The organism is Nocardia sp. NPDC058058 (genome assembly GCF_042885355.1).
Classification (GTDB): domain Bacteria; phylum Actinomycetota; class Actinomycetes; order Mycobacteriales; family Mycobacteriaceae; genus Nocardia.
The window spans coordinates 2,141,061-2,156,690 of record NZ_JBHVSA010000001.1 but is presented as its reverse complement, the minus strand read 5'-3'; the positions used below and the strand labels follow the sequence as shown (position 1 = coordinate 2,156,690).

Here is a 15,630-nt window from a genome sequence, read left to right as displayed (position 1 = left end):
CCTAGACGCTATCCGCGCGCCCGCGCCGCGCGCTTCTTGATTCCTGACCGACCCACGTATTCGGCGAGATGTTCGCCGGTCAGCGTGGCGCGAGATGCGACCAGATCCTCGGGCGTGCCCTCGAAGACGATCTGCCCGCCGTCATGCCCGGCCCCCGGCCCGAGGTCGATGATCCAGTCGGCATGCGCCATCACGGCCTGATGATGTTCCACCACGATCACCGATTTACCGGAGTCCACGAGCCGGTCCAGCAGCCCGAGCAACTGCTCCACATCGGCCAGATGCAACCCGGCGGTCGGCTCGTCGAGCACGTACACCCCGCCCTTCTCACCCATATGCGTGGCCAGCTTCAGCCGCTGCCGCTCACCGCCGGACAGCGTGGTCAACGGCTGCCCGATGGTCAGATATCCCAGCCCGACATCCGCCAGCTGTCGCAGAATCTTCTCCGCCGCAGGCAGTTTCGCCTCACCGTCGCTGAAGAACTCGACCGCCTCGGACACCGGCATGGCCAGCACCTCGCTGATATCGCGCCCGCCCAGGTGGTAATCGAGCACCGCGGCCTGGAACCGCTTGCCCCCGCACTCCTCACAGACGGTCGCGACCCCGGCCATCACGGCCAGATCGGTGTAGATGACCCCGTTGCCATTGCATGCCGGGCACGCACCCTCGGAATTGGCGCTGAACAGCGCGGGTTTGACCCCGTTGGCCTTGGCGAACGCCTTGCGAATCGGTTCCAGCAGCCCGGTATAGGTCGCCGGATTGCTGCGCCGCGACCCCTTGATCGGAGCCTGATCGATCGACACCACATCCTCCCCGGCGGGGATGGATCCGTGCACCAGCGAACTCTTGCCCGACCCCGCGACACCGGTGACCACCACCAGCACCCCGAGCGGCACATCGACATTCACATTCCGCAGGTTGTGCAGCTTCGCCCCACGAATCTTCAACGCGCCCTTGGATTTCCGCACCGAGTCCTTGACCGCGGCGCGATCGTCGAAATGCCGTCCGGTAATGGTGTCGCTCTTGCGCAATCCGTCGACGGTGCCCTCGAAACACACCGTGCCGCCGCCCGCGCCCGCACCCGGTCCGAGATCCACGATGTGATCCGCGATCGAGATGGTCTCCGGCTTGTGCTCGACCACGAGCACCGTATTCCCCTTGTCCCGCAAGCGAATCAGCAGCTCGTTCATGCGCTGGATGTCATGCGGATGCAACCCGACGGTCGGCTCGTCGAACACATAGGTGACATCGGTCAACGCCGACCCGAGATGCCGAATCATCTTGACGCGCTGCGCTTCTCCGCCCGACAGCGTGCCCGAGGACCGATCCAGGCTCAAATACCCGAGCCCGATCTCCACGAACGAATCCAGCGTCTGACCGAGCGATTCCAGCAGCGGCCCCACCGACGGCTCATCGAGCCCCTTCACCCATTCGGCGAGATCGCTGATCTGCATGGCGCACGCGTCGGCGATGCTGATCTTCTTGATCTTCGACGACCGCGCCTGCTCGCTGAGCCGCGTGCCATGGCATTCCGGGCAGACGGTGAATGTCACCGCACGCTCGACGAACGCCCGGATATGCGACTGCAACGCCTCGACATCCTTGGACAGCATCGATTTCTGAATGCGCGGGATCAACCCCTCGTATGTCAGATTGATGCCATCGACCTTGATCTTGGTCGGCTCCTTGTACAGCAGATCGTTCAACTCACGCTTGGTGTACTTCTTGATCGGCTTATCCGGATCGAAATACCCACAGCCACTGAAGATTCGGCCGAACCAGCCATCCATGCTGTACCCGGGAATGGTCAGCGCGCCCTCGTTCAGCGATTTGTTCTCGTCATAGAGCTGCGTCAGATCGATGTCATTGACCGACCCCCGCCCCTCACAGCGCGGGCACATACCGCCGGTAATGCTGAACGCGCGCTTCTCGCGCACCTGCCGCCCGTTCTTCTCCACCGTGACCGCGCCCGCGCCACTGATCGAGGCCACATTGAACGAATACGCCTTCGGCGATCCGATATGCGGTTTCCCCAAGCGGCTGAACAGGATTCGCAGCATCGCATTGGCATCGGTGGCCGTGCCGACCGTGGAGCGCGGATCCGACCCCATCCGCTGCTGATCGACCAGGATCGCGGTGGTGAGCCCCTCCAGCACATCCACCTCGGGCCGCGCCTGACTCGGCATGAACCCCTGCACGAAACTGCTGTAGGTCTCATTGATCAACCGCTGCGATTCCGCCGCGATCGTCCCGAACACCAGCGAGCTCTTGCCCGACCCGGAAACCCCGGTGAAGACCGTCAGCCGCCGCTTGGGAATCGCGATGCTGACATCCTTGAGATTGTTCACCCGCGCCCCGTATACGCGGATCACCTCGTGGCTGTCCGCGGCGTGCGAGGCGGGCTGCTTCTTCGTCGGTGTGGTCATGCGATCAGCCTATTTGCTGATCACATGCCTAGGCTTCTCGATTCCTGATCGGTCTGGTGACCTGCTTGGCCACGCACGCCGGAATCCCGACCGTGGCGTCGGCCTCCTGCTTGCGATAGGTGCTCGGCGGCACCCCGACCAACTCGGTGAATCGCGTGCTGAACGTCCCGAGTGAGGAGCAGCCCACCGCGAAACACACCTCGGTGACGCTCATATCCGCGCGTCGCAGCAGCGTCATGGCCCGCTCGATGCGCCGGGTCATGAGATAGCTGTACGGCGATTCGCCATAGGCGAGCTTGAACTGCCGACTCAGATGCCCGGCCGACATATGCGCGTCCTGCGCCAGCGCCACCACATCCAGCGGCTGCGCGTACTCGCGATCGATCCGATCGCGGACCTTGCGCAGTCGCGCCAGGTCACGCAGGTGCTGTTCCGTCGCGGGTGTACCGGTCATGGGTATGAGATTAGGCGTCGATTCACCGAGGCGTGCAGTCCAATTGGAAGGGATAGCAGGTCTGCGCGCTGGTGATGGGGGACTGCTGGGTGACGGAGACGCCATTCGAGGGCGCGGCGGGCACGGTCGGATCGTGCCGGGGCTGTAGGAAGATCAGCGCCGCGAGCAATATCAGCGGCAGGAAGATCAACAGCACCAGGAACAGCAGCACCGGCAGGATGCCGAACCGCGTGATCCGCGCCCACAGCGACCGCTTCGGCCGCGGCGGCTGGACATATCGGCCATTCTGCTGTTGCCCCGGATTGCGCACCGTCATGCTGTCAGTCTCGCAGCCGCGCCCCGATCTGGCTTGCGGCACTGCGTGATCCGCGAAACCTACATCTGAATTGGAAATGTTTCATATGCTCTGCCCCGGCGGAGCGGGATAGCACCGCGCCCGCCGAAGATCCGGATTAGGGGACAACTTCATGAAACGCACCATTCTCGTCGGCGCGACCGCTCTCGCCTTCCTCGGCGGCGTCGCCGGTACAGCCGCCGCCGAAGGCCTTCCGCTCAACGCCCAGGAGGTGGACATCACCCCCGGCTCGGCCTCCGACCTGGGCAATGTGATCGGCGCCGGCTCCGTGAACACCGGCAGCACCGCCGCCAACCTCGGCAGCGCCTTCAGCGGCGGCTACCTCGACGGTGTCCTCAGCAGCCTGTCGGCCCACTGATCTGGGTAAACACGAAAGGCCCGGCCGAAGCCGGGCCTTTCGTGAACTCTGGTGCGCGATACTGGGATTGAACCAGTGACCTCTTCCGTGTCAGGGAAGCGCTCTCCCGCTGAGCTAATCGCGCGGGTCTTTATGTCTCTTCATAAAGAAGAGGCGGCGACGGGAATCGAACCCGTGTGCACGGCTTTGCAGGCCGTTGCCTCACCACTCGGCCACACCGCCAAGCAGGCCGTGTTGGCCCCTCGAGCGGATGACGGGATTCGAACCCGCGACCCTCACCTTGGCAAGGTGATGCGCTACCAGCTGCGCTACATCCGCATTTCTGTCTCCCGGGGACCTTGCGGCCGTCCGGCTGACGAGGTAGAACACTAGCCGACCCGCGGCGCAGGTAACAAATCGCCTGGTAAACAGGGGTAAATATGAACTACACCCGTGTAGTCCGGCCGCTCCGAGGCGTAAAAGGTCCGTCCCCATCCAACCCGCCCCATGCGACACCCCCGTATCCCCGCGGCAACGCCCAGATGAAACCTCACCCGTCACACCACCCCGTAGAACCCCGTTTTTACGCCGTTGTGCACGCGATTTGGCGTCACGCCACCCCTGTGTGTAATCTTCATTCTCGTTCGAGCAGCACAAAATCCGCCGCCCGAACACCGCAACATCTCCCGGTTCTATAGCTCAGTGGGAGAGCACTCGCCTCACACGCGAGGGGTCGCTGGTTCGAACCCAGCTAGAACCACAGCAAAGCCGCAGATCCTCGATCTGCGGCTTTTTCGTGTTTGTACCCGGATCATTCGTCACGTCAGGTTCTCGGTCGCGGTGCGCCCCGCGGCGACGGCGCGGCGCAGGAAGCCGGTGATGAGTTCGAGTTCGGCCGCGCTGTGGTCGGCGCAGATCTCGTCCAGGGACGCGTTCATCCCGGAAAACAGGCTCAGCAGTTCGGCATTGCGTTCCCGCAGCCCTTGAATCAGCGTGGCTCGGCGGTCGGACGGGTCGCGCTCGCGGGCAATCCAACCCCCTTTCTCGAGGCGGTCGAGGATTCCGGTGAGCGTCGCCGGATGCAGTCCCGCCTCGTTGGCCAGGGCTTTCGGGCTGAGCGGACCCATCCGATTGATCAGATCGAGGCAGTCGAGATCGACGTCCTTCATCTCGACCTTGCTCCCGACTCGCCGATTGAGCAGCGACAGCTGATTGCTCAGCTCGCGCAGCGAACCCTTGAGCGCGACGGTCGCCTTCCGATGACCAGGTGATACGGAACTCATATAGTACGACTCCCAAAGTAATATGCTACGGTTCTCGTACTATACGACAACCGAATGGACGACATCATGTACCTCGTGACCGGCGCGACCGGCATCATCGGACGGCCACTCGTCGAAGCACTGCTTTCCGAAGGCGTCGAGGTCCGGGCCGTGACCCGGAGCCCGGAGGCGGCCGCCTTCCCCGCGGGAGTGGAAGCCGTTGCGCCAGAGGCGATCCGCTCCGCACTGCGCGGCGTCCACGCGCTCTTCGTCCATCCCCGCGCGGCCAAGGACGACACCGACGAACTCATGCGACTCGCCGCCGAAGCGGGCGTCCCGAAACTGGTCGTCATGTCGGCGATCAATGTCGACGACGACCTCGACCATCAACCGTCGCGCTGCAACGGCGACCGCAATGCCGAGGTGGAGCGCGCCGTTATCGACAGTGGTCTGCCCTGGGTCGCGGTGCGACCCACCTCATTCGCGATGAACACCCTCGGAATGTGGCGCGGCCAACTCACATTCGGCGATACCGTCCGGGGTCCGTACGGCGGCTTCGCCGAAGCGGTGATCCACGAGCGCGACGTCGCCGAACTGATCGCCCGCGCGCTCCTCGACGACTCACTGCTCGGCAGAAAGATCGCCATCACCGGCCCCGAGGCACTCCGCCTCGACGCCATGGTCCCGATCCTCGGAGCCGCTATCGGCAGACCACTGCACTTCCAAGAGGTCCCACCCGAAATGGCGGCACAGGGCATGATCCGCAACGGTCTCGACGAGCGATTCGTCCACACACTGCTGGCCCGCTACCACCGCGAACTGAACCGCCCCGCAACGGTAACCACCGAGATCGAATCGATCCTGGGCCACCCCGCCCGCACCTTCGCCACCTGGTGCGCCGATCACGCGACAGCATGGGCATGACGAGATCCGTGCGCGTCGCCAGCCTGTTGTTCTCCGGCCTGTTCGCCGGATTCCTCACCGGCGTAATGGTTTTGGAGTTCTCCCTGCGACGCTTCGACGGCACCGTCTACACCCAGGTCAGACTGGTAGAACTCGACTCCCTGGACAAACTAGCCATCGTCACCTTGCTCCCCGCACTACTCACCACCGCGATCCTCACCTACCGCACGTTCCGAACGAATACCCGCTGGCTGACGTTGGCCGCCCTCGCGCTACTCCTGTTCGTCTTCTGCCTGACAATTGTGGTCAACCTCCCGATCAACGCCGACCAGCTCGAGTGGAACCCCCAATCCCCACCTGCCGACTGGTCCGCCATCCGAAACCGCTGGCAACTAGCCCATTTCGCCCGAACAGTAGCCGCCATCCTCGCCTTCGCATCCTTATCCCTGGCAGCCACGCTCCCCAGCCGAGCCCGCATCGCGCTGACTCTCGCTGGCCGGCAATCGAACTGACGGCCCTAGCGGCTCGATTCCGTGTAGATGCATTCGCCCGGAATCACTTTCGATCGAAACAGCTTTTTCCGTCCGCATCATCTGGCTAATGTCGACCGCATGGACGCGGTACAGGTGCAGAAGAAGCTCGACCTCACTCCCGACGAGGATTTCATCCTCACGGTCTGGCAGTACCGGATGATGCAGCGCGACATCGCCGCATCGAAGGGCAAGAACCTGTCGTCCAAGCGAGAAGTCCGTAATGCGTTCCGTGACAACGTGGTCGCGGCTATCCAGCAACGCGACCGGGAAGACTGGTCACCCGCGGTCGCCGAGGCCGTTGATCAGATCCTCGTGCAGGGCGAGTCCCCGAATCTCGAAGCGCTCGAATCAGCTGGGCCACAGATCTTCTCGGTCGTGTCGAGAAGGTCGCGAGCTCTCCTTCTGCTCATCGACCTGTACGGGTTCGAGCCGTGGACCGAGGGCAAATGGGAGAAGGCCGTTCGCGCCGAGGTTCTCACGGCGGCTCATGAATCGATGGGTCAATTGCATCCGGAAGACCTTCATGCTGTGGAAACCGCGTACCGGGATGCGATCAAGAAGCTGTCGAAGGCGGGTAACTGGAGCAAGATTGCGCTGCTGGCCGGGGCGGGCCTCGGACTCGGCGTTCTGACCGGCGGCCTCGCCGCACCCGCGATCGCGGGCGCGTATGGGGCGATCGTTCTCGGTTATTCGGGCGCGGTGGCGACTTCGGCGGGCTTGGCCGCGATCGGTGGTGGTTCCCTCGCCGCCGGTGGTCTCGGTATGGCCGGTGGTGCCGCCGTCATCACCGGCTTGAGTGGTGCGGTGGGTGCCGGGGCGGTCACGCTTGCCGGAAAGGCCTCCGGGCTCACCGCAGCTCGCATCGCGGCCGACGCCATCCGGCTGCACGTCGTTACCCAACTCGTACTCCGCGATGTCGATGGCAATGAAGAGGCGGCGAAGGCCGTCATTGTCAGTCTGCGCGAGCGAGTCACCAACCTCGGCAAGACCGTCGTGACACTCGCCGAACGAATTGACATTCTTCGTGCGCAGCTCGAGGCCAAGCAGGCGGAGGTGAACGCGGAGCGAGATCAGCGCGTCGCGGCAGAGGATCGCGTCGCCCGCTTCCGTGTCGTCGCCGATCGGCTCAAGGAACGTGTCACCGGGCCCGAGGATGACGAACTCCAGGCCTTGCTCGCCGAACTCGAAGACCTCGAGGGCGAGAAGAAGACCGTCGAAAGTCTTGCCCAGGGAGTTTCCATCCTCGCGGACGATCTCGAGGACGCGGCGTGAGTACCGCCGACGGCGACTCCGGCGACCGGACCTCGCCGATCGATGCCGACTACATCGGCAACCTGGATGCCCTCACCCGCGACCTCGACGACATCGAAAAGATCGCCGCGGCAGCGCTTTCGGGAACCCCGACCGACCATGTGGCGAGAGATCGCATCGCGAGTACTCCAGCGGAGCTCACCTATTCCGAACTCACCGCCCGCCAGCAACAGCGCCGTGTAGCCGAGGGCTGGGGCGAGCCCGAAATCGCCGACATCCTCGACCCGATCGCGCTCGCACAACTCGATGAATGGCGTGCGGCCCAACGCATTTCGTGGGAACGAAGCGACCTGGTGGTCGTCGGCATCTCCGCGCTCATCGGCGCACTCGGCAATCTCTACGACAACCGCGTAGACGCCGCCGTTCTCGGTGGTCTGTCCTTGTTGAAGAAGACCGACCTGCTGCGCCGGTGGGAGAAGGAAGCCGCCCGCCTCCCCATCGACTACACCGGCCCGAAATTCGGTGGTCCGGCACATCGTGTCCGATCCGCCGGCCACGATATCGGCCGATTCTTCACCGCCCTCAATCAAGTTCGCACCGGAGTCTTCGAAGGCACATGGTGGGACGGCGGACAACGAATGGCCGGATTCGCCACGACAACCCGTTCGGGCCTGCCCTTCGCCCAAGCCTCCGAACCGCATGTCGCAGTAGCACTTCTACTGAAACACTGGGCCGCAGACTTTGTCACCCTGATGAATCTCCCACTGCCCGGTTGGACACTCCTCTACGAGATGCCCGACGCCAGTTTGCGAAAATTCGCCTACGACGCCTACGCCGGTACAAATTCCGGCGACGGGCTGAACCTCCGCTCCGGACTATTGACCCCCGGCCTAGGGATGTTCGCCACCGAGATAGTCATCCGAACCCACACCCACCTCCGGTCCTACCGCGCCACAGGCACCGCCCGCCTGACAACCTCCGCGGCCGCCAACCACCGAGAAATGCTCCTCGCCGCCCACGCCGCAGCCGGAGCAATCAGCCTCTCGAAAACCGCAGCCGCCGCAATCGCCGGCGAAACCGCAATCGCCGCCAGACATCTCAACCTCCCCGTCCTCACACGAATCGGCATGCTCGCCCTGAAAGTCCGCGCCGATGCCGCCGCCCGAGACAGCGCAGGATCCCCATCATGGGACCAGCTACTCGCCACGGAAGCCGCGACCTGGACCCTCCCCGAAGCACTCACCATCGCGGACCTCCTGGCGAACTAGCCAACCACCCAATTGAACTGGCTCGTCTCCGAATTCGGCGAGAAATCCCACTACATCCGAAACATCCAGTCAGACAACAAGGTCCGACTCCGCATCCGCGGCCGCTGGCGCTCCGGCACCGCACACCTGGTGCCCGAAACGATGTACGAGCTCGCCTCCGCACCTTGCCACGCGCCAACAGCGCGGTGGTACGAGCAGACCAACTTGCTGACCGTCCGCATCGACTTCGACTGACCCTGCCGGACTGGGACAAGAGATTCGGTGAGGTTCAGTGACGAGGTCAAGATCGAACCCGCTAACTGCTCTGTCGCTCGACATCCGGTCACGTAGATCAGCTGCGCAAAGTCAGGACATGGGCGCCGGAATTGGCTACGATCTCGAAGTGCTGGGCTACTGGTTGGTGGCCTCGGCATCTCGATTGGACCATGACCGATCGGCTAAATGGCCCGAAGGTGCTCCGCATCGCCAACTTTCAAATCCGTATGCTGACAGTAGGCGTGTCGGGTCATGGAAAACTGTGCGCCGGAACTGGGCATTCGATGGTGAAAGATCACGCTCGTAAGAATGCGGCCAAGGCGCTCATGGCAAAAACTGGCTACGGCTACCAGAAATCCGACAGGGAATCCCGTCGCCGATACCTCTTCTTCCCCATTACGCAGGTTTGGAATGGCGTCGAGAAGTGTGTGGCCTGCGACGGCAGTGGCGTGGACAGGCATTGCCTTTACCCCAAAGAACTGGGCCGGTGCCATCCTGTGCTCGTGCCACCCGTCTGCTCGATCTGCCGTGGATGTGGCTGCGCCACGCACGAACAATGCCCCCCGCTGCATACCGGTGATGCGGCTAGGCTGGGTGTCGATTATTTCAGGCAGCTCGAACTGTCGGGGGAACCCGCACGGGATTGCAGGTCATGCCATGACCTTCAGTATTGCTACGAATTGGCAATAGGCCGTATGGAACTGATACCGGACACACCCGATATCGCGCTCGAGAAGGTCCGGAGCCAGGCTGCAGGCCGACCGGGGAATATTCGGCCCGGATACTCGCTTTTCGTTCCCAATGGCTTGGAGTACCTTCGGTTCCCGTGTGCGTGTGCCCGGGACGGCGATGCCCAAGTGGTGTCGGCCAAGGACCTGTGATTCGGTAACAAATGTTCAGGATCTTCTTGTTCGGGACTTGTCGTTGCCAAGTCAGCGTGGAATCTGACTGAGGAAGAGAAAACGGCCGGTCATCACAGGTATCACGATGACCGGCCGTTTTCGTGCGCCATCGCGGCTGGCACTCCATGTGCCGCCGGGCCACTCAGAGTTGCGTGTGCCCGGATCCGCTGAGGATGATCAGGGGCATCAGTAGTACGCCGAGGGCGGTGTTTGCGGTGCACTGGGCCGAGGCGGTGGAGCTGCCTGTTGGTTGGTTGACGCAGTTCTGCATTGTCATGGACTTGGAGGATGAGCCCTGGGTTGCCGTGAGGTTGTAGATGCCTTCGGGAAGCTTTGAGCGGTAGATGTATTGGATGGATCCGGTGCCGGGGGTGGAGCCGGGTTGGGGGGTGAAGGTGCCGACGGGTTGGCCGGCCAGGGTGATGGTGACCGGTGTCAGGGCGTCTGCGCCGCTGGTGGAGACCAGGATTGTGCAGGTGTTTCCTGCGCCTTCGCACCAGCCGGCGCCGGTGAGGACCTGCATCATGTTCACGCTGTCGACGGCGGCCGATGCCGATGCGGCCGCGGCGACCGGAATCGTCAGCATGGCCACAGTGGCTGCGGCCCAACTCATTTGCCTCATCTGTACTTCCCGTTGGAGTGGTGGGCACCTGGGTGCCGCTCCGACGGTAACCGCGCGGTGTGGTCGCGCGTGGATAAATTGAAAAGCTAGTACTTCAATTTAGATGGTCGACACCGCTCGGCTGCGACGCCACACGCCGACCGCGTCGGTGGCCAGCAATGCCCATGCCACGAGCGCGGGCTGGAATACAAGCCGCGCAGCGCGTTTGGCGTCGGTATCGAGCCCGAACGCGTCGCGATGCTCGACCAACTGCGCGATATTCCCGGGGAAAATGACGACGAAGAACGCGGCGGCGATCGCTCCGACGAGCGCGCGCCGCGGTTGCCTCCATGCCCCGAGCAGGGCCGCGCCGAGCCCGATCTCGACGACCCCGGAGGCCAGCACGACGAAATTGGTGTCGAGTGGGAACCAGGACGGCACCTGGGCGCGGAAATCGTTGCGCGCGAAGGTCAGATGGCTTGTGCCTGCGGACATGAGCATCACGCCTAGGAAGGCCTGTGCCGCCAGCCGGACTCTGGACGAACTCTCACCGTTGATCACCATGGGGAAAGCATCGCACACGATGTATCGGGGAGCAGCCTCACTGAACCCGCGCGTAGTCGTCGAAGCCGAGCCGCAGGTGGTGATCGGCGAAGCCGGTGACGGTGACCTGATCGGTCACCATCGAATATCCGCGAACCATGACGGTGTATTCGCCGTCGGGCAGTCCGCTCACCGCGTAGCGGCCGTTCTCGTCGGTACGCGCGGTTCCGACGATGGCGCCGGACAAATCGAGCACGGTGATCCTGGCATCGCCCACCGTCCGGTCGCCGGCGCGCACCGTGCCGGACAGCACCGCCATCGGTGTCAGTGTGAGGTCGAAACTGAGCCGCCCGCTGTCGGGCACCGTCAATGTTGTTGCGGTGGGCCGCATTCGGGCGGCCACCGCCACCACGGTGTAGGCACCGGCGGGCACGCCGTGACAGGTGTACGTGCCGTCCGCCGCCGTGACGGCGGTACTCGCCACATCACCGAGCGAGTCGGTCACGCTGACGGTGGCATCCGGTACGGGTTCGTGCGCGATCGTGCGCACCACACCGGACACTTCACCGGATCCCGCAAGCGTGACGTCGAGCAGCTGCGCGTCGTCATTGCGCACGATGACGTTGACCGCGGTCGGTTGATGGCCGTCCGCCGAGACGATCAGGACGTAGCTGCCGGGTGCGGGCGACTCGATGGTGTAGTTGCCGTCGCTGTCCGCGGTCGTACGCGAAACCTGTTGTCCGCGTTGGCTGATCATCGTCAATGTGGCCGCGGGCACGGGGTGCCGGTCATCCCGGTGAATGCGGCCACCGATCATCGGTCCAACGACCGGGGCAACCGGCTCGGAGTACACGACATCGACGGGCACCGGCGGATCGAGCGGCGCCGGCGGCCGTTGCAGCACACGCAGTTTCGCCCCTTCGACATCGATATCGGGCAGGATTCGGTTGAGCCACTGCGGAATCCACCAGGCTCCGTGTCCCATGATCACCAGCAGCGCCGGAACCACAACCATGCGCACCACGAACGCATCGATCGCGACCCCGCAGGCCAGCGCGAACCCCATGGATTTGGCCGTGACATCGGATTCCAGCAGGAACGAGCCGAACACCGAGATCATGATGATCGCCGCCGAGGTCACCACACGCGCTCCGTGGTGATACCCGGAGATCATCGCGTCCGTCGGCGACTTTCCGTGCGTGTATTCCTCGCGCATCCGGGTCACCAGGAACACCTGATAGTCCATGGCGAGCCCGAATACCAACCCGATCAACATGATCGGCAGGAAGCTGATGATCGGCTGCGGATCGGAGATCAGGCCGAAGGTGCCTTCCTGGAAGATCAGCACGGTCGCGCCGAAGGTGGCGGCCATCGACAGCAGGAAACCGAGAGCCGCGGTGAGCGGCACCAGGATCGACCGGAACACCAGGATCAACAGCACGAATGCCGCCCCGGCCACGATCGCCAGATAGGGCAGGATCTTGCCGAGTAGGACATGGTCCATATCGGCGTAAATGGCTGTGGTTCCGGTGATTCCGTATTCGATGCCGTACCGCTCGGTCAGCGCGCCTTCGGCATCGCGAGCCGCGCGCACCAAATCCTTGGTCGCCTGATTGTTGGGCCCCGATTTCGGTACGCCACTGAGCATTACGCCGAGCCCGTTCGCGCTGAGCCGCGGTGCGGTGACGTAATCCATCTCCGCGAACCCGGCAAGCCGATCGCGCAGCGCGCCGACCGCGGCATCGCGCTCGCCCGCCGGGACCTGCTCCAAATCGGCCACGACGGTCAGCACACCGTTGCTGCCCTCGCCGAAGCCCGCGGTCCTGATGTCGTAGGCCTGCCGCACCGTGGAATCGGCCGGGAAACTGTTCTCACCGGGCAGCCCCAGCTGCAACCCGAGCGCCGGAGTGGCCAGCGCGCCCAAGGCCGCCACCGCGATGATCAACGCGACCCACGGTCGTTTACCGATCAGGCGAGCCACCCGGGTGCCGATGGTGACCGAGGTGTCATCCTCCGGATCGTGCCGAGCGACCAACGGCAGCTTCGGTGTGAACAGGAAACGGCCGAAAGCGCCGAGCAGAGCGGGCATCAGGGTGATGGCGGTCAGCACCGCGAAGAACGCCGCGACGGCGCCGCCGAGACCCATGAACGTCAGGAAGTTCACCCCGACGATGCTCAGCGCACCCAGCGCGACAATGACGGTGAGTCCGGCGAACACCACCGCGGAACCCGCGGTCCCGACCGAAATGCCCGCCGCCTCTTCGGAACTCTCCGCGACCCGCAGTTCATGTTTGTAGCGGGAGACGATGAACAGCGCGTAGTCGATGGACAGCGCGATACCGATCATCGACGCGAGAAACGTTGTGAAGCTGGGTATCTCGATGATCGATGTACTCAGCGAAATCACCAGCATGGCGGCACCGAGCCCGGCGATGGCGGTGACGATCGGCACGAACGCCGCCACGATGGCCCCGAAGGCGATCACCATGACGACCAGCGCCACCCCCATGCCGATCATCTCGGCCTGACCGCTGGGCTGTCCCTGTTTCTGCTCGATCGCGCCGCCGATCTCGACGGTCAGCCCGTGCGCGCGAGCGGGGGCGGCCACCTCGTAGGCGGCCCGCCGCTGCGCGTCGGTGATTTCGGCCGCCGAGGCGATATCGAATGGCACCGAGAGCACCGCGACGGTGGCGGGCGCATGCTGATTCAGCACATTCAGCGGCGCACCCGCGCACACCGCCGGGTCGGCGTCGGACAGACATCCCATCGCCTTGGTCACCGCGATCGGGTTCGTCAGTGCCGCGGCGTCCTTTTCGGTGACGAGCCGCCGACCGTCGACCGAAAGCTGCGCGATATCGGAGATCAGCGCATCGATGGCGGTGGCGTTGTCCTTATCGGTCAGCTTCGTACCCGCGCCCGCTTTGATGACGTACGTGCCGCCGACGGCATCAATGCCGAATTGTCCTGACATGCCGGGGAACTGCTTGTCCAAGATGTCCGTTGCGCGCTCCGACGGCAGCGCGGGCATGCTGAACTTGTCGCTCATCGGCTTGCTCAACATGCTGCCGCCGACGCCGAGCGTCACCAGCAGCAGAAGCCACACCGGCAGCACGATCCACTTGCGTCTGAACGCGAATTTGCCCCACCGATAAAGGTATACGGACACGAAGGGTTCTCCTAGGTGGTATCCGGGTGTGCCGATTCCGGGGCCCGAATCCAACGCTTTCGCGGCCCCCCACGCATGCGAACAATCCCCCCGGCCCCGCTGCCGATCCACCGCACCCTGAGACTGGTCGATCGCCGAAAAGCCGAAAATGGAGGAGTAACCTCAAGTTTCGCGAGCTTACCGCACGCGAAATCGACACCGCCGCCGACGGGGCGATCTATGCCGCCGCAGCGGGAACTGGTCAGTCGGACCAAGACTTCAAGACACTGTGGATATGCTCCACGCGCATCGGGAGATTGCAGTCCCCGGTTCTCACCGGAACCTGGAACATCACGGTGCTGTGCTTGGTATCTCGCTTACCCCCGCCCCTGACGATGAACGGAGTTCTTTCGGGATCTTGTCGGGGAACGAAGATCCCGAACACTTCCCCCAGCGGGCTTTCCGTACGGCACATCCGAACCCCGTCGACGCCAGGAAATACCAGGTCATCGATCGCTTTGCGATATCGTGACTCGGCCCCGCGGTCTATCTCGCAGCCCTCGACAGATGCCAGAATCTCCCGCCCCAGCGGGTCTTTGATCACACGCACCCCTATCGCGAGCACCCCACCCTGTCCGGAGTTCGCGAAGGCTGCAACGTCGATGGCCAATTCCAACCGCCCGACCTCGCTCTTGAGATAGTGAATTCGCTTGGCGTCCAACACAACAGACTCCGCAACCCCTAGAAGCGAATCAACCTCGCCTCGCTCGAGGCGCGCGAACAGCTCCTCGCTGGTCGAGAGAGACGGTGAGGCCATCACAACGTCGCGCAACAGACATCCCGCGTACACGAGATCCTCCAACGTGGAATTCGGCTCCGGCACCACACGCACATCGCAGTTCTCGCTACTCGGATCGTGCGGGAACAGTTTCAGCTCAACGAATCTCAGATTGAACCTCGCGAGGTGCGGCAGCAGTATCACCTCGACCGCTTCCGGATTGCTCAACATCGACGGCGGTACGATTACGGCAATCCCCGCGGTCATTTCCCCGTTGTGCCGGCTGAGTGTCAGTATGTCGTCACAGTCACCGACGTAGCCGGCAGCCCAATGCGAACGAGTTACCCCGACCTCCGCTGGCCTGAACGCCACATCGAGCGTTATGGGCGTTCGTCGCGCGCCAGTGGACACGAGAGCGTCCGTCGCGACCTCGACCGCAGCGTCGATCTCGCTGATCCGCGCTGCCCTGCACCGGCCAAAGTCCAGGGAAACATCGTCGCGGAGGTTGCTCAGGATCACCGACGTATCGTCCTGTCCGACGAAGGTTTTCAGCGACTCCGACCATCGAAACGATCCACTCTCTACGTTCATATCGCACCCCTCGGTTTGCTGGACGG

14 protein-coding genes, 4 tRNA genes and 1 pseudogene are annotated in these 15,630 nt (G+C 63.6%); 8 read left to right on the top strand and 11 right to left on the bottom strand.

Annotation, left to right across the window (positions count from 1 at the left end):
* Nucleotides 1-8 precede the first annotated feature (8 nt).
* The 3 genes from ACFVUS_RS09870 to ACFVUS_RS09860 are packed head-to-tail and all read right to left on the bottom strand — an operon-like array spanning nucleotide 9 to nucleotide 3,196.
* Entirely contained in the window at nucleotides 9-2,426 is a 2,418-nt protein-coding gene (locus ACFVUS_RS09870) for an ATP-binding cassette domain-containing protein (protein ID WP_387763282.1), read from the bottom strand.
* 28 nt (nucleotides 2,427-2,454) lie between these two features.
* Nucleotides 2,455-2,880 (bottom strand): helix-turn-helix transcriptional regulator, encoded by a 426-nt coding sequence (locus ACFVUS_RS09865; RefSeq protein WP_387763279.1) that lies wholly within the window; start codon nucleotides 2,878-2,880, stop codon nucleotides 2,455-2,457.
* A gap of 22 nt (nucleotides 2,881-2,902) precedes the next feature.
* Nucleotides 2,903-3,196 carry a hypothetical protein gene (locus tag ACFVUS_RS09860; protein ID WP_387763277.1) on the bottom strand — a complete coding sequence of 98 codons (294 nt, stop codon included), beginning with the start codon at nucleotides 3,194-3,196 and terminating at the stop codon, nucleotides 2,903-2,905.
* Between the two features lie 151 nt (nucleotides 3,197-3,347).
* Here ACFVUS_RS09860 and ACFVUS_RS09855 point away from each other — a divergent pair, with 151 nt between their 5' ends.
* Nucleotides 3,348-3,593: a hypothetical protein gene (locus ACFVUS_RS09855; protein ID WP_364631856.1), complete on the top strand. Its 246-nt coding sequence runs from the start codon at nucleotides 3,348-3,350 to the stop codon at nucleotides 3,591-3,593.
* A gap of 49 nt (nucleotides 3,594-3,642) precedes the next feature.
* Here ACFVUS_RS09855 and ACFVUS_RS09850 read toward each other — a convergent pair.
* The 3 genes from ACFVUS_RS09850 to ACFVUS_RS09840 form a co-directional block, all read right to left on the bottom strand.
* Nucleotides 3,643-3,717 (bottom strand) — tRNA-Val (locus ACFVUS_RS09850).
* A 27-nt stretch (nucleotides 3,718-3,744) separates the two neighbouring features.
* Nucleotides 3,745-3,815: transfer RNA gene (locus ACFVUS_RS09845), tRNA-Cys, on the bottom strand.
* Nucleotides 3,816-3,838: 23 nt separating this feature from the next.
* Nucleotides 3,839-3,911 (bottom strand) — tRNA-Gly (locus tag ACFVUS_RS09840).
* Nucleotides 3,912-4,260: 349 nt separating this feature from the next.
* Between ACFVUS_RS09840 and ACFVUS_RS09835 the strand changes: the two genes are divergently transcribed.
* Nucleotides 4,261-4,332 (top strand) — tRNA-Val (locus ACFVUS_RS09835).
* A 58-nt stretch (nucleotides 4,333-4,390) separates the two neighbouring features.
* Here the strand turns inward: ACFVUS_RS09835 and ACFVUS_RS09830 are convergent.
* A complete protein-coding gene (locus ACFVUS_RS09830; RefSeq protein ID WP_387763272.1) occupies nucleotides 4,391-4,855 on the bottom strand; it encodes a MarR family transcriptional regulator in 465 nt (154 codons plus the stop codon).
* A gap of 54 nt (nucleotides 4,856-4,909) precedes the next feature.
* Between ACFVUS_RS09830 and ACFVUS_RS09825 the strand changes: the two genes are divergently transcribed.
* The 6 genes and pseudogenes from ACFVUS_RS09825 to ACFVUS_RS09800 all read left to right on the top strand — a co-directional run bounded on the left by ACFVUS_RS09825 (nucleotide 4,910) and on the right by ACFVUS_RS09800 (nucleotide 9,925).
* Nucleotides 4,910-5,758, top strand: coding sequence for an SDR family oxidoreductase (locus tag ACFVUS_RS09825; RefSeq protein ID WP_387763270.1), 849 nt, complete (start codon nucleotides 4,910-4,912; stop codon nucleotides 5,756-5,758).
* A complete protein-coding gene (locus tag ACFVUS_RS09820) occupies nucleotides 5,755-6,249 on the top strand; it encodes an anthrone oxygenase family protein (protein WP_387763267.1) in 495 nt (164 codons plus the stop codon). Before ACFVUS_RS09825 ends, ACFVUS_RS09820 begins: the two co-directional genes overlap by 4 nt.
* Before the next feature lie 99 nt (nucleotides 6,250-6,348).
* A complete protein-coding gene (locus tag ACFVUS_RS09815) occupies nucleotides 6,349-7,542 on the top strand; it encodes a hypothetical protein (RefSeq protein ID WP_387763264.1) in 1,194 nt (397 codons plus the stop codon).
* The gene (locus tag ACFVUS_RS09810) at nucleotides 7,539-8,789 is read left to right on the top strand and encodes a hypothetical protein (RefSeq protein WP_387763261.1); all 1,251 of its coding nucleotides are present in this window, start codon (nucleotides 7,539-7,541) and stop codon (nucleotides 8,787-8,789) included. The genes ACFVUS_RS09815 and ACFVUS_RS09810 overlap by 4 nt, the downstream gene beginning before the upstream one ends.
* A gap of 18 nt (nucleotides 8,790-8,807) precedes the next feature.
* Nucleotides 8,808-9,023, top strand: a pseudogene (locus ACFVUS_RS09805) (nitroreductase/quinone reductase family protein); the annotation flags it as partial.
* Between the two features lie 191 nt (nucleotides 9,024-9,214).
* Nucleotides 9,215-9,925 carry a hypothetical protein gene (locus ACFVUS_RS09800; protein WP_387763258.1) on the top strand — a complete coding sequence of 237 codons (711 nt, stop codon included), beginning with the start codon at nucleotides 9,215-9,217 and terminating at the stop codon, nucleotides 9,923-9,925.
* A gap of 163 nt (nucleotides 9,926-10,088) precedes the next feature.
* Here the strand turns inward: ACFVUS_RS09800 and ACFVUS_RS09795 are convergent, their stop codons facing one another.
* From ACFVUS_RS09795 to ACFVUS_RS09780, 4 genes are all read right to left on the bottom strand, one after another.
* Entirely contained in the window at nucleotides 10,089-10,532 is a 444-nt protein-coding gene (locus tag ACFVUS_RS09795) for a hypothetical protein (protein WP_387763255.1), read from the bottom strand.
* Between the two features lie 135 nt (nucleotides 10,533-10,667).
* Nucleotides 10,668-11,111, bottom strand: coding sequence for a hypothetical protein (locus ACFVUS_RS09790; RefSeq protein WP_387763253.1), 444 nt, complete (start codon nucleotides 11,109-11,111; stop codon nucleotides 10,668-10,670).
* Nucleotides 11,112-11,148: 37 nt separating this feature from the next.
* Complete coding sequence (locus ACFVUS_RS09785) at nucleotides 11,149-14,256, bottom strand: MMPL family transporter (RefSeq protein WP_387763251.1); 3,108 nt, start codon at nucleotides 14,254-14,256, stop codon at nucleotides 11,149-11,151.
* Nucleotides 14,257-14,497: 241 nt separating this feature from the next.
* Nucleotides 14,498-15,604, bottom strand: a complete 1,107-nt coding sequence (locus ACFVUS_RS09780; RefSeq protein ID WP_387763248.1) for a helix-turn-helix domain-containing protein — start codon at nucleotides 15,602-15,604, stop codon at nucleotides 14,498-14,500.
* Between the last annotated feature and the right edge of the window lie 26 nt (nucleotides 15,605-15,630).

What these genes read in the sequence shown, in the direction of transcription:
- ACFVUS_RS09815 (WP_387763264.1), top strand. Translation starts at nt 6,349, where the DNA reads ATGGACGCGGTACAGGTGCAGAAGAAGCTCGACCTCACTCCCGACGAG.
- ACFVUS_RS09780 (WP_387763248.1), bottom strand. Translation starts at nt 15,604, where the DNA reads ATGAACGTAGAGAGTGGATCGTTTCGATGGTCGGAGTCGCTGAAAACC.
- ACFVUS_RS09825 (WP_387763270.1), top strand. Translation starts at nt 4,910, where the DNA reads ATGGACGACATCATGTACCTCGTGACCGGCGCGACCGGCATCATCGGA.
- ACFVUS_RS09790 (WP_387763253.1), bottom strand. Translation starts at nt 11,111, where the DNA reads ATGGTGATCAACGGTGAGAGTTCGTCCAGAGTCCGGCTGGCGGCACAG.
- ACFVUS_RS09820 (WP_387763267.1), top strand. Translation starts at nt 5,755, where the DNA reads ATGACGAGATCCGTGCGCGTCGCCAGCCTGTTGTTCTCCGGCCTGTTC.
- ACFVUS_RS09830 (WP_387763272.1), bottom strand. Translation starts at nt 4,855, where the DNA reads ATGAGTTCCGTATCACCTGGTCATCGGAAGGCGACCGTCGCGCTCAAG.
- ACFVUS_RS09795 (WP_387763255.1), bottom strand. Translation starts at nt 10,532, where the DNA reads ATGCTGACGATTCCGGTCGCCGCGGCCGCATCGGCATCGGCCGCCGTC.
- ACFVUS_RS09865 (WP_387763279.1), bottom strand. Translation starts at nt 2,880, where the DNA reads ATGACCGGTACACCCGCGACGGAACAGCACCTGCGTGACCTGGCGCGA.
- ACFVUS_RS09870 (WP_387763282.1), bottom strand. Translation starts at nt 2,426, where the DNA reads ATGACCACACCGACGAAGAAGCAGCCCGCCTCGCACGCCGCGGACAGC.
- ACFVUS_RS09800 (WP_387763258.1), top strand. Translation starts at nt 9,215, where the DNA reads ATGACCGATCGGCTAAATGGCCCGAAGGTGCTCCGCATCGCCAACTTT.
- ACFVUS_RS09860 (WP_387763277.1), bottom strand. Translation starts at nt 3,196, where the DNA reads ATGACGGTGCGCAATCCGGGGCAACAGCAGAATGGCCGATATGTCCAG.
- ACFVUS_RS09855 (WP_364631856.1), top strand. Translation starts at nt 3,348, where the DNA reads ATGAAACGCACCATTCTCGTCGGCGCGACCGCTCTCGCCTTCCTCGGC.